The organism is Streptomyces sp. NPDC056480 (assembly GCF_042795405.1).
In the GTDB taxonomy this organism is placed as follows: domain Bacteria; phylum Actinomycetota; class Actinomycetes; order Streptomycetales; family Streptomycetaceae; genus Streptomyces.
The window spans coordinates 157,348-169,386 of the sequence record NZ_JBHTSA010000001.1 but is presented as its reverse complement, the minus strand read 5'-3'; the positions used below and the strand labels follow the sequence as shown (position 1 = coordinate 169,386).

The 12,039-nt window shown below is 70.3% G+C and carries 15 protein-coding genes; 9 read left to right on the top strand and 6 right to left on the bottom strand.

Going from position 1 to position 12,039, the window contains the following annotated elements:
* The first annotated feature begins 30 nt into the window (after window positions 1-30).
* The gene (locus ACFQ79_RS00795; protein ID WP_383578463.1) at window positions 31-1,545 is read left to right on the top strand and encodes a YibE/F family protein; all 1,515 of its coding nucleotides are present in this window, start codon (window positions 31-33) and stop codon (window positions 1,543-1,545) included.
* A 138-nt stretch (window positions 1,546-1,683) separates the two neighbouring features.
* On the opposite strand, the gene ACFQ79_RS00790 is transcribed toward ACFQ79_RS00795, so the two are convergent.
* The 4 genes from ACFQ79_RS00790 to ACFQ79_RS00775 all read right to left on the bottom strand — a co-directional run bounded on the left by ACFQ79_RS00790 (window position 1,684) and on the right by ACFQ79_RS00775 (window position 3,973).
* Complete coding sequence (locus tag ACFQ79_RS00790; protein ID WP_055599121.1) at window positions 1,684-2,127, bottom strand: SsgA family sporulation/cell division regulator; 444 nt, start codon at window positions 2,125-2,127, stop codon at window positions 1,684-1,686.
* Between the two features lie 138 nt (window positions 2,128-2,265).
* Window positions 2,266-3,036, bottom strand: a complete 771-nt coding sequence (locus tag ACFQ79_RS00785) for an IclR family transcriptional regulator (RefSeq protein ID WP_383578461.1) — start codon at window positions 3,034-3,036, stop codon at window positions 2,266-2,268.
* A gap of 237 nt (window positions 3,037-3,273) precedes the next feature.
* Window positions 3,274-3,492, bottom strand: a complete 219-nt coding sequence (locus ACFQ79_RS00780) for a DUF5326 family protein (RefSeq protein ID WP_073908814.1) — start codon at window positions 3,490-3,492, stop codon at window positions 3,274-3,276.
* 163 nt (window positions 3,493-3,655) lie between these two features.
* Window positions 3,656-3,973 carry a cupin domain-containing protein gene (locus ACFQ79_RS00775; protein ID WP_209495886.1) on the bottom strand — a complete coding sequence of 106 codons (318 nt, stop codon included), beginning with the start codon at window positions 3,971-3,973 and terminating at the stop codon, window positions 3,656-3,658.
* Window positions 3,974-4,024: 51 nt separating this feature from the next.
* Between ACFQ79_RS00775 and ACFQ79_RS00770 the strand changes: the two genes are divergently transcribed.
* The 5 genes from ACFQ79_RS00770 (at window position 4,025) to ACFQ79_RS00750 (ending at window position 7,807) form a co-directional block, all read left to right on the top strand.
* Window positions 4,025-4,402, top strand: a complete 378-nt coding sequence (locus ACFQ79_RS00770; protein WP_383578458.1) for a phage holin family protein — start codon at window positions 4,025-4,027, stop codon at window positions 4,400-4,402.
* Between the two features lie 9 nt (window positions 4,403-4,411).
* Window positions 4,412-4,903, top strand: coding sequence for a low molecular weight protein-tyrosine-phosphatase (locus ACFQ79_RS00765; RefSeq protein ID WP_383578456.1), 492 nt, complete (start codon window positions 4,412-4,414; stop codon window positions 4,901-4,903).
* Complete coding sequence (locus ACFQ79_RS00760; protein WP_383578454.1) at window positions 4,900-6,033, top strand: cystathionine gamma-lyase; 1,134 nt, start codon at window positions 4,900-4,902, stop codon at window positions 6,031-6,033. Before ACFQ79_RS00765 ends, ACFQ79_RS00760 begins: the two co-directional genes overlap by 4 nt.
* A gap of 286 nt (window positions 6,034-6,319) precedes the next feature.
* Complete coding sequence (locus ACFQ79_RS00755) at window positions 6,320-7,216, top strand: LysR family transcriptional regulator (protein ID WP_030317981.1); 897 nt, start codon at window positions 6,320-6,322, stop codon at window positions 7,214-7,216.
* A gap of 111 nt (window positions 7,217-7,327) precedes the next feature.
* Window positions 7,328-7,807, top strand: coding sequence for an NUDIX domain-containing protein (locus ACFQ79_RS00750; protein ID WP_383578746.1), 480 nt, complete (start codon window positions 7,328-7,330; stop codon window positions 7,805-7,807).
* On the opposite strand, the gene ACFQ79_RS00745 is transcribed toward ACFQ79_RS00750, so the two are convergent.
* Together ACFQ79_RS00745 and ACFQ79_RS00740 are read right to left on the bottom strand one after the other, a co-directional pair.
* Window positions 7,750-9,042 carry a globin domain-containing protein gene (locus tag ACFQ79_RS00745; RefSeq protein WP_383578452.1) on the bottom strand — a complete coding sequence of 431 codons (1,293 nt, stop codon included), beginning with the start codon at window positions 9,040-9,042 and terminating at the stop codon, window positions 7,750-7,752. The two genes, ACFQ79_RS00750 and ACFQ79_RS00745, sit on opposite strands and share 58 nt — an antisense overlap.
* 106 nt (window positions 9,043-9,148) lie before the next feature.
* Window positions 9,149-9,805: an HAD family hydrolase gene (locus ACFQ79_RS00740; RefSeq protein ID WP_383578450.1), complete on the bottom strand. Its 657-nt coding sequence runs from the start codon at window positions 9,803-9,805 to the stop codon at window positions 9,149-9,151.
* 150 nt (window positions 9,806-9,955) lie between these two features.
* Between ACFQ79_RS00740 and ACFQ79_RS00735 the strand changes: the two genes are divergently transcribed.
* From ACFQ79_RS00735 to ACFQ79_RS00725, 3 genes are all read left to right on the top strand, one after another.
* Window positions 9,956-10,819, top strand: coding sequence for a GNAT family N-acetyltransferase (locus ACFQ79_RS00735; RefSeq protein WP_383578448.1), 864 nt, complete (start codon window positions 9,956-9,958; stop codon window positions 10,817-10,819).
* A gap of 146 nt (window positions 10,820-10,965) precedes the next feature.
* Window positions 10,966-11,424 (top strand): MarR family winged helix-turn-helix transcriptional regulator, encoded by a 459-nt coding sequence (locus tag ACFQ79_RS00730; protein WP_055599091.1) that lies wholly within the window; start codon window positions 10,966-10,968, stop codon window positions 11,422-11,424.
* A gap of 118 nt (window positions 11,425-11,542) precedes the next feature.
* The gene (locus ACFQ79_RS00725) at window positions 11,543-11,995 is read left to right on the top strand and encodes a GNAT family N-acetyltransferase (RefSeq protein WP_383578446.1); all 453 of its coding nucleotides are present in this window, start codon (window positions 11,543-11,545) and stop codon (window positions 11,993-11,995) included.
* Window positions 11,996-12,039: the final 44 nt, after the last annotated feature.

Here is a 12,039-nt window from a genome sequence, read left to right as displayed (position 1 = left end):
ACGCTAGCGTCATCCCTGGCGTGCTGAACAGTGGGCCCCCGCCGTTCTTGCGATGATCGGTCGGTGACTTCCCCCCAACAGACTCCCGAGCCGCACGGCCACGACCAGGATCGCAGCCCCCACGGGCATGGTTCCGCGCACGGATCCCAGGGATCGCACGGACCCGAGGGATCGCATGGATCCCAGGGATCACATGGATCGCACGGGCACGGTCCGGCGCACGGATCGCATGGATCGCACGGTTCGCACGGGCACAGCCACAGCCATGGGCCCGCCACCCCGGTGTCCCGGCATCTGCGCAGGGTCATCGCCGCGATCCTGATCCCCTTCGCCACGGCGGTCGTGGTCGGGCTCGTGGTCCTGTGGCCCGGTGGCACCCCGGCGCACGAGCGCACCGGCGTCGGCTTCGACCGGCAGACCGAGCAGGGCAAGGTCGTCGCCGTCCAGCAGGTGGACTGCGCCTCCGTGAACGCGGGGCAGGTCCCGCCGACCGGTGACACCTCGACCCCGTCGGGACGCGAGGCGGTCAACGCGCAGCAGGGGGAGTGCGCGAAGGCGACGATCGAGGTCACCAGCGGTCCGGAGAAGGGGCGTACGTTCACCGAGATCGTGCAGCCGGACGCGCCGCGCCAACTGCACGAGGGTCAGGGAGTGGTGGTGGCGTACGCCCCCGACGCCCCGCGCGATCTGCAGTACTCCGTCACCGATGTGAACCGGAAGGTCCCGCTGGCGGTGCTCGCCGCGATCTTCGCCGTCGCGGTCGTGGCCGTCGGCCGGATGAAGGGGGTCATGGCCCTCATCGCGCTGGTCGTGAGCTTCCTGATCCTGACGTTCTTCATCCTGCCGGCCATCCTGCAGGGGTCGAATCCGCTGGTCGTGGCGGTGGTCGGATCGAGCGCCATCATGCTGATCGCGCTCTACATGTGCCATGGACTCTCGGCCCGCACCTCGGTCGCGGTGCTCGGGACGCTGATCTCCCTGCTGCTGACCGGTCTGTTCGGCTCGGTGTTCATCGGCTGGGCCTCACTCAGCGGCAACACCGACGACAACACCGGTCTGATCCACGGCCTGTACCCGGAGATCGACATGTCCGGCCTGCTCCTGGCCGGTGTGATCATCGGTTCGCTCGGTGTGCTCGACGACGTCACGGTCACCCAGACGTCGGCGGTCTGGGAGCTGAACCAGGCCGACCCGGGCATGGGGCCGCGCGCGCTGTACCGGGCAGGGATCCGGATCGGCCGCGACCACATCGCCTCGGTCGTGAACACTCTGATGCTCGCCTACGCGGGTGCCGCCCTCCCCCTGCTGCTGCTCTTCTCCATCGCGCAGAGCAGCATGGGGACGGTGGCCAACAGCGAGCTGGTCGCCGAGGAGATCGTCCGGACGCTCGTCGGGTCGATCGGTCTGGTCGCCGCCGTGCCGCTCACCACCGTGCTGGCGGCCCTGGTGGTCTCCGCCGACCGCAAGGACGACGGGGGCCGGCCGGGCACCGACGTCCGGAAGCCCGCGGCGGTACGAGGCGGACGGCGCCGCCGCGCGAAGTGAGGTGTGCGCCGGGCCGGTACGCGCGGATGCACGCCGAGCCGGTACGCGCGGATGCGCGCCGAGCCGATACGCGCGGAGGCGCACCGAAGCGGTACGCGCGGATGCACGCCGAGCCGGTACGCGCGGAGGCGCGTCCGCTCAGGCGGCCGGGCCCGCGTTCTCCTCGGCCAGAATCCGGCCCAGTGCGGCTTCCAGGTTGTCCTCGAAGTCGCCGAGTGTCCGCTCCTGACCGAGTGGAACCAGCTTGTCCGTCCGGTCGAGGAAGGCGACCAACGGCGGCGCGCTCGCCCGGAACAGGGCACGATCGCCGCCGACCTGGAGCCGGATGGAGACGTCCGAGAGACCCTCGGGCTCCGTCGGGGCGATGTGCACATCGCCGTCCCCGCTCGGTCGGTTGATCCCGTCGAGCAGCAGCTCCCTACCGAACGCCCAGGTCACAGGTGCGTCCCCGGGGAGGTGGAAGGTCATCCGCACCGCATAGGGATCGCGGGTCTCATATCGGAGTTCGACAGGGATCTTGAAGGAGAGCTCCTCGGAGACGAGGAAGCTCATCAGGACCTCGGCCTGAACCGACTCTCGCATCATGTACCCCGCAGTAGATGAAGCAGTTGTGTAAACACAGCTGCTGAAAGCTGTGACCGAAACGGCCAGGAATGATCCCCCGTGGCCCTCTTGACGCAATCGTGCTGTAAGCACTAGCAGATCACAAGGAGTGATTTTTCAGATACTGATAGAGAACGCGAGCGAACTGAAGAGCCTCCCGATCTCCGTGCGTAGTTGCTCGACTGCTGGGAGCAACCGTTCTTCCTGGTGAAGGGGGAGGGAAATGGCCATTGCGGCCGCCGTGGAGCCCGCGGTGATGGGGATTGCGGCACAGACCGTGCCGAGCGCATATTCCTGACGCTCTACCAGGGGCTCCATTCGCCCCAAACCGCCCAAACGCTCCAAAAGGGCACGACGGTTACGCACCGTGTACGGAGTGATGGCTTCCACCGGGTGGCGGTCGAGGTGGTCTTGACGAGATTTCAGATCGAGTTGACTCAACAGGCACTGCCCGATCGCATGGGCATGCCCGGTCTCGCGAAAGTCGGCCCATTCCTCGACCGCGGGAGCGGAAGGAGTGTCGGCGACAGCGACGAGCTCGATCTCCCCCTCGCGGTAGAGGGCGAAGTAGACCGGCACACCGATCACGTCCCGCCAGCGGGCAAGGGAGTCTTCGATCTTGATGCGACGATTCTGCACAGCTCCGCCGCCGGCCAGTCGGACCGCGGCGTCGCCCAGGACGAACACACCCTTCTCGCGGACCAGATAGCCCTCGTGCGTCAGGGTGCGGAGCAGGTGGTACGTGGTGGGCAGCGGAAGGCCCGTCTCACGGGCGAGTTGCTTGGCCGGGGCGCCTTCCGCATGGGAGGACACGGCCTCCAGAAGTCTCAGTGCGCGCTGCACCGAGCCGATCAGGGTAGGCGCTGCCGTCTGCGTAGCCGTGGCCAAAGGTCACCCCCAGGCGTGACGACGGATGCAGTGCACCCGCCCGCGGGGGCCGCCCCCGCGCGCCCGCCGGGCCTGGGAAACCGCTGGTCAGTACGGAGGTCTACGCCTGTAGTCCCCAACGCGGCGGAGGGATTCCACTCTAGTGGCAGCTCCTGGGCCCGCGCCCTGATTCGACCAGCGCGTTCCCCCGGCCGGGCTAATACCCTCCGTCGCCTTCATACCGATCGGTAGCGTGTGCTACCACTCCTCGCGCGAACGGTCGGAGGAGCTGAACTTCCGTACGACGTAGATCAGTCCGGCGACGAGGGCCACGAAGAGCAGCACCTTGAAGAGCAGTCCGACCACGAAGGCCAGGACGCTGGTGATCAGTCCGCCGAAGACAAGCAGTGCGAGCACGGGTATGGCGACCCACTTGACCCACCACGGCAGCCCCGCGAGAACCTCCTGTACGGCCATCGTCCTCTCCCTCGCTCTCGAAGATCTGTTCCGCACACTCCGCGCCGAACACCCTCAAGGCTAGGGTCCGGATGAGGCGTACGGGGGCCCTGCGGCCCCCGCTCTCCCCTGATCCGCCCCCTAGGGGCTCCCCAGGTCCGACCCTCAGGTCGCCATCGGACGATCAGGCCTCCGGCGGGGAGAAGACCACCATCACCCGCAGGTCCTCGCTGATGTGGTGGAACCTGTGCTCCACTCCGGCCGGCACATAGACCACGCTGCCGCGCGCCACCTGGGTCGTCTCCGTCCCCACCGTGATCGCCGCCCGGCCGCTCACCACGAAGTACACCTCGTCCTGGCGGTGCGGCTGCTGCGGGTCGAGCTCCCCCGCGTCCAGCGCGTACAGGCCCACCGACATGTTCCGCTCCCGCAGGAACTGGAGGTACGCGCCCTTGTTCGCGGCACGCTCCGCCTCCAGTTCATCCAGTCGGAATGCCTTCATCGCCTGTCAGCCCCTGCCCTCGGCCCGATCGTGTCTGCCACGATCAGACACATGATGAATTTCGTAGTCAAGACGCTCGCCAACGCGGGAGCCCTGGGAGTGGCCATCTGGCTGGTCCAGGACATCACCCTCACCGGTGAGAGCACCGGCAAGAAGGCCCTGACCCTTATCCTCGTCGCCCTTGTCTTCGGGCTCGTGAACTTCTTGGTCAAGCCGATCGTCCAACTGCTGACGCTCCCGCTCTTCATTCTGACGCTCGGCCTGATCACCCTCGTGGTCAACGCCCTGATGCTGCTCCTCACCTCCTGGCTGGCCGAGCAGTTCGACCTCAGCTTCCACGTGGAGGGCTTCTGGACCGCCGTCCTCGGCGGCCTGATCATCTCCGTCGTCTCGTGGGCGCTGAACATCGTGCTCCCCGACGGCGACTGAGGGGAGACCATGACCTACCGCGTCTGCTTCGTCTGCACCGGCAACATCTGCCGCTCGCCGATGGCCGAGCACGTCTTCCGCCGACACGTGGAGGACGCCGGCCTCGACACATGGGTGGAGGTCGACAGTGCCGGCACCGGAGGCTGGCACGAGGGCGACGGCGCCGACCCGCGCACGGTCGCCGTTCTCGAGGAGAACGGCTACACCTCGGCGCACACGGCCCGCCAGTTCCGCGCCTCCTGGTTCCCCGCCCTCGACCTGGTGATCGCGCTGGACGAAGGACATCTGCGAGAGCTCCGCGAGCTCGCCCGGACGCCCGAAGAGGCGGCGCGGATACGACTGCTGCGCTCCTACGACCCGGCCGCCGGGGACGGACTCGACGTCCCCGACCCGTACTACGGGGGCCGCGAGGGCTTCGAGGAGTGCCTGGAGATGGTGGAGGCCGCGAGCGAGGGACTGCTCGCGGCCGTACGCCGTGAACTGGAGGAACGGACACCGTGACCGACAAGCACTACGGCGACGGCACACGCGCGGTCCGGGCAGGACTGCCCGACCCCGTGAAGTACGAACCGACCCTGCCGGGGCCGGTCTTCGCCGCACACTTCCATCTGCCGGGCGAGCCGACCGGCGGATACGCGTACGGCCGCGACGAGAACCCGACGTGGACCCATCTGGAGCGGGCGATCGGCGAGCTGGAGGCGCCGGGGGAGGAGGGCGTCGAGACGCTGGTCTTCGCCTCGGGCATGGCCGCGATCTCCGCCGTCCTCCTCTCGCAGCTGAGGACGGGCGACGTCGTGGTGGTGCCGAGCGACGGCTACCAGGCGCTGCCCCTGCTGCACGAGCAGCTGAGGGCGTACGGCATCGAGGTCCGCACCGCGCCCACCGGCGGCGACGGCCAGCTCGCCGTCCTCGAAGGGGCCCGGCTGCTGTGGATCGAGACCCCCTCCAACCCCGGGCTCGACGTCTGCGACATCCGGCGGCTGGTGCGCGAGGCGCATGCCGCAGGGGCGCTCGTGGCCGTCGACAACACGCTCGCCACCCCGCTCGGCCAGCGCCCGCTCGAACTGGGCGCGGACTTCTCCGTCGCCAGCGACACCAAGGGCCTGACCGGGCACGGCGACATCCTGCTCGGTCATGTCAGCTGCCGTGATCCCGAGCGGGCGGCGGAGGTGCGGCGCTGGCGCAAGGTCGTCGGCGCCATCCCCGGCCCCATGGAGGCCTGGCTCGCCCACCGTTCGCTCGCCACGCTGCAGCTGCGGATCGACCGCCAGTGCTCCACCGCGCTCGCGCTCGCGCAGACGCTCGCGGGGCGCGCGGACGTGACCGGACTGCGCTACCCGGGGCTGCCCGACGACCCCTCGCACACGGTGGCCGCCCGGCAGATGCGGCGCTTCGGGTCCGTGGTCTCCTTCGAGCTGGCGGACCGCAAGCGGGCCGATCGGTTCCTCGAGGAGCTGAGGATCGTGGACGACGCGACCAGTTTCGGCGGCGTGCGCTCCACGGCGGAGCGGCGCGGGCGCTGGGGCGGGGACGCGGTCGCGGAGGGCTTCATCCGGTTCTCGGTCGGCGCCGAGGACCCGGAGGACCTGATCGCCGATGTGCTGCGGGCTCTCGACGAGGCCGGGGCGTAGACCCCCGGTGGGCCGCGCCCCCGCCGAACCGCCGGGGGCGGGGGCCGGCGGCCGGTCCCGGACATGGTCCTCGCACGGAACGAGGCGCTCCGAGCCTCCCCCCTCGTGGCTCGGAACGCCTCGGTTCCACGCGCGGAGACCGCCTGAACAAGGCTAGTTGACTGTGCGTCAGTGTCCAATCACGGTAGCGACAGAGACCTATCGACTTATTTATAGTTGGACGGTCCTGAGGCGCAGTCAGCCGACCGCCTGAGTCGAACGGCCGCACGGCCGGGAGGGGGCGGACATGGATCTGGCCCTGCTGCGCACGTTCGTCACGGTGCACCGGGCCGGCTCCTTCACCCGCGCCGCCGCGCTCCTCGGGCTCTCCCAGCCGGCCGTCACCAGCCAGATCCGGACACTCGAACGACAGCTCGGACGCCCCCTCTTCCTCAGACAGGCCCGCGGCGTCACGCCGACCACCATCGGCGACGAGCTCGCCCACCGCGCCGCTCCCCATCTGGACGCCCTCGTCGAGATCGCGGAGACCGGCCTCGACGAGGAGAGCGGCGTCCGCACCCTCCATGTCGCCGGTCCCCCGGAGTTCACCGCGCTCCGGGTCCTGCCGGCCCTCACCCCGCTGGTCGGCCAGGGCCTCGCCGTACGGGCGTCGTTCCTGGGCAACACCGAGGAGATCCTCGACGGGCTCGCCGCGGGCCACCACGATCTGGCCGTCGCCACCGCGCGCCCGCGGGGCGGCCTGATCGTCTCCACCCCGCTCTGCGACGAGGAGTACGTGCTGGTCGCGGCCCCGCGCTGGGCGGCCAGGCTCTCCCCCGACGTCCTTCTCCGCAAGGGCGCGGTGGTCCTGGAGCAGCTGCCGGTCGTCGAGGTCCACGAGTCGCTGCCGTTCGTGGCCCGCTACTGGGCGAGCGTCTTCGAGACCAAACCGGCGGTCGCCGCCACCGTGATCGCCCCCGACCTGCGCGCCGTCCGGGAGTCCGCGGCCTCCGGCGCCGGGCTCGCGGTCCTGCCCCGCTATCTGTGCGAGGAGGCCCTGGAGCAGGGCCGGCTCGTGGCGCTGCTCGATCCTCCGGTCCCTCCGCTGCGGACCTACTTCCTGGTCGTGCGGACGGGCACGCTCGCGCTGTCGCCCATCGCCCGCGCGCACGAGGAGCTGCTGCGGGCCGCGGGGGACTGGTGAGTCTCCGTGGGGGAGCCTCGACCCTTCGCGAGGACTGATGGGTTTCCGCCGGGGACGGCGAGTTTCAGGACACCCCGGACGGGCCATTTTCTTCCCATGAACGAACGGCCCATGAACGAACGGCCCGTGATCAAGCGCACCGCACGCGCCATCCTGCTCGACGGGGGCGACCTCGTCCTCATCAAGCGCACCAAGCCGGGGATGGACCCCTACTGGGTCACGCCCGGTGGCGGCGTGGAACCCACCGACGCCACCGTCGTCGAGGCCCTCCACCGCGAGGTCCACGAGGAGCTCGGCGCCAAGATCGTCGATGTGGTGCCCTGCTTCGTCGACACCGTCGAGCACATCGTCGACGGCGGGGTCTCCGGGGTGAAGGTCCAGCACTTCTTCGTGTGCCGCCTCGACTCCATGGACACCGCGCTGCGGCACGGCCCCGAGATGGACGAACCCGTCGGCGAGTACGAGATCGTCAGGGTGCCCTTCAGCCGGGTCGGCATCGCCGCCGTGCACCTCGTCCCGCTCTCGCTGCGCCACTACCTCGACGGCAACATCGAGGGCGTCCGCGCGATGCACGCCCCCGACCTGGGCTGATCTTCGGCCGTCGGGGCCAGTTCGGCGAGGAAGTCGTGCCGGATGCGCTCCGCGGGGACCCCCGCTCCCCGCAGCGCGTCCACCCCGCAACGGACCATGCCGAGCGGCCCCGAGAGATAGGCGTCGCGTTCGCTCCAGGAGCCGTAGCGGCAGACGGCCTCCGGGAGCCGTCCCTGCTCCTCGGTGACCGCGTGGACGGAGAGCCAGGGGAACGTCCTCTGGAGCCGCAGCATCGTGTCGATGTCATAGAGGTCGTGGCCCCTGCGGGCCCCGTAGAAGACATCGACCGGACGCCGGTCCCCATGCTCGGCGACGTCCTCCACCAGGGCCTTGATGGGCGCTATCCCGGTGCCGCCGCCCACACAGAGCAGGCCCGTGTCCGTGTCGTGGTCGACGGTCATGGAACCGGCCGGCGGGCCGATGCGCAGGACGTCCCCGGGGCGCGCCCGGTGGACCAGCGCGTTGGACACCCAGCCCGCCGGGACCGCCTTCACGTGCAGGGAGAGCAGTCCATCGGGCCGGGGCGCCGAGGCGAACGAGTAGTGACGCCATATCCGCGGCCACCACGGGGTCTCCAACGTCGTGTACTGCCCCGCGAGGAACGGGTACGGCTGGTCGGGCCGGAGGGTGACGACGGCGATGTCCGGGGTCCGCAGGTCGTGGGAGACCACCTCGGCCTGCCACCAGGCGGGCGCAGTGCGCTCGTCCTCCGCCGCCGCGTCGATCATGATCTGGGAGATCGTCGTGTACGTACGGACCCAGGCCGCCTGGGTCTCCTCGTCCCAGGTCGTCGTCGCGTACCGCGTGAGCGCGCCGATGAGGGCCTCGCCGACCGCGGGGTAGTGGGCGGAGTGGGTGCCGTACTTGCGGTGGCCCCTGCCGAGGTTCTGCAGATACGCGGTGAGCACCGGGGCGTTGTCCATGTGCTCCGCCGCGGTGAGCAGGGCCTTCAGGAGCCGGTCCCGCTGGGTGTCCATGGCCGCGGGGAACATCTCGCGCAGCCCCGGGTTCCCGATGAACAGCAGGGCGTAGAAGTACGAGGTCACCCGGTCGGCGACCGGCGCGATCTCCGCGAGGGTGCGACGGACGAGTACCGCGTCGGCGGAGGCTTCCGCGGGTATTCGGGGCTCGTTCCCGTCATCCACCGGGCGGCGGGGCTCGTTGCCGCCCCCCGCCGGGCGCTCCGGCCCGTCCCCGTCCTCCGCTGCCCTCGTGGTGGTCGGAGCATCCATCATGTGCCTCGCCCTATCGCTGGCCGGCTTCCGTGGACGCAGCATGACCCCGTGGAACAACGCTTCGGAGGGAAAGCGGCGTTCTCGGGCCAAAGGGCAGGGTTTCTGACTAAGCTGCGCTGTTTCGGACGAGGGCGTAGGCCTCGCGCAGATCCCCTCCGGTGTAGCTGTGGCGGGCGAGCCCGGCGAGATGGTGGTCCGCGTTCACCGCCACGGTGTGCGGCACGACCGCGAAGAGCTCCGCGTCGGACATCGAGTCTCCGTAGGCGACACAGTGGGCGGGGTCCACCCCGTACTCCTCGCAGAGTTCCCGTGCGATCCGCACCTTCGCCCGCGCGTCGAGGATGCCGGGCCGATGGATCGGCTCCGTGAAGGGGACGGTCGGCCAGTGGGACCCGTGCACCGCGTCGACACCCCAGTCGAGAAGCCGCTCGACGAAGAAGTCAGGAGAGAGCGAGATGACCGCACAGCGGTCGCCCCGGTCCCGGATGTCGGCCCAGACCTCGCGAATGCCCAGCAGCCAGGGCGCCCCTTCGAAGGCCGCCGCGACCTGGTCCACGGTGAGCGCGGACCACAGCTCGCGGGCCCGGACGGCGAACTCGTCCGGGGTGAGCCCCTGGAGAAGGAAGCTCTTCTCCAGAGCGGCGATCTCCTCGTCCACGCCCAGCTGCCGGGAGATCTCCACCGCCGCGGCCGAACCCCGGATCAGGGTGCCGTCGAGGTCGAAGAAGTGCAGGCGCCGCTGTCGTGGTTTCACGTGAAACATCGTCTCTGTCCCACGACGTGGAATCAACGCCCCCTTCCGGCCGCGCGCCGACCCGGCACCGACTCCCTCCTGCCCCGCGCCGCGCACACGTATCGGCCAGATCCGCTAAAGCGGTGGACGGAAGATCACCGCGTGGGCCAGCCTGACACCATGCCGATCAGCCCCTCCTCGCTCGCACAGCTCCCCATCCGGCGCCTCACCGTGGACGACCTCCTCGCCTGCGCCGACCTCTCCGAGAACCGGGGCTGGCCGCGTGAGGAGCACAAGTGGGGCCTGCTGCTCGCCGCGGGCACCGGCTACGGCATCGACGACCCGTCCGGAGCCGGGCTGATCACCTGCTCCGTGGTCACCTCGTACGGCCCGGGGCTCGCCGCGATCGGCATGGTGCTCGTCGCCGAGCGGTACGCACGCCAAGGCGTGGGACGCCGGCTCATGGAGCACGTCCTGGCGGAAGCCGGGGACACCCCGCTCACCCTGCACGCCACACCGTACGGACAGCCCCTCTACGAGCAGCTGGGCTTCACGGAGACGGGCCGCGCGGAGATGGTGCGCGGGCGCTTCACGTTCACGGCACCCGCCCCGGCCGTTCCGGTCCGCCCGGCGACGGCGGAGGACCTCCAGGCGATCCTGCGCCTGGACCACGAGGTCTTCGGTCTCGACCGCACCCATCTGATCACCCGGCTGCCGGCCTTCGCCGACCATCTCCGGGTGGCGGAGGAGAACGGCGAGATCACCGGCTTCGCGGCGGCCTGGCCCAACATGGACACCCATGTCGTCGGACCGCTGATCGCCCGGGACCCCGGCACGGCCCAGGCCCTGATCGCCTCGCTCGCGGCCGCCACCGACCGACCGCTGCGCACGGACATCGACGTGCGGCACTCGGCCCTGCTGAGCTGGGTGAAGGAGAACGGCCTCGACGCGATCGCCTCCAACGCGGTGATGGTCCGCTCCCTCCCCGACCTCCCCGGCGACTGGCGCCGCCGCTTCGCTCCCCTGACCGTCGCGGCCGGCTAGGCGGGCAGGGCGGCCCGCTCGCCGCGAGGCGGGGTGAGGCGGGGGGTCCCCCCCTCAGATTTACTTGCACACGCGCATTATTGCGGCGCATCGTCTACCCTGGGTCGAGAACCACCGTGGTGCCGAGGAGAGACCGAGGAGAGACCATGACCGCGACGGACCCCGCACTCACCGCGCTCTCCCAGCGCTGGTGCGCCCTCTCCCTGCTGCACGGCAGGATCGAGTCGCACATCGAGCGCGCCCTGGAGTCGCGACACGGCCTGAGCGTGCGGGAGTACTCGCTCCTCGACGTCCTCAGCCGCCAGCACAGCGGACCGGGCGGGCACCTCCAGATGAAGCAGGTCGCCGACGCGGTCGTCCTCAGCCAGAGCGCCACCACCCGGCTGGTCACCCGGCTCGAGGACCGGGGTCTGCTCACCCGGTACCTCTGCGCCACCGACCGGCGCGGCATCTACACCGATGTCACCGAGGCCGGCCAGAAGCTCCTTGCAGAGGCCCGCCCCACCAACGACAGCGCTCTGCGCGAGGCGCTCGACGAGGCCGCCAAGAACCCGGAGCTGGCCCCGCTGGTCCAGGTCGTCGAAGGCGTGGGCGTTCCCGCCTGAGGACCGGCCCGACCCGCGCGGCACTCCGTCCGAGACGTCCGCGCAGCACGCCGTCAGAGACGCCCGCGCGGCACGCCGTCAGAGGTGTGGTGACACTCCCCGGCGTACCCTGCGGGGCATGAGCGATCTTGAGATACGTCCCGCCACCGCGGAGGACCTCGAAGCCATCGTCGCGATGCTCGCCGACGACCCGCTGGGCGCGCAGCGCGAATCCCCGGACGACCTCGCCCCGTACCTGGTGGCCTTCGAGCGCCTGGCGAACGACCCCCAGCAGCACCTCGTCGTGGCCGTCCGCGAGAACAGGGTCGTCGGCACCCTCCAGCTGACGATCATCCCCGGCCTCTCCCGCCGGGGCGCCACCCGCTCGATCATCGAGGGCGTCCGCATCCACGCCGAGGAGCGCGGCAGCGGCCTGGGCACCCTGCTCATCGAGTGGGCCGTCGAGGAGTCGGGACGCCAGGGCTGCCGACTCGTCCAGCTGACCTCCGACGTCACCCGCACCGATGCCCACCGCTTCTACGAGCGGCTCGGCTTCGAGGCCTCCCACCTGGGCTTCAAGAAGAGCCTCTGAGGCGAGGGGCACTCGATCGGCATGACGGGACACCTCTCGGGCCA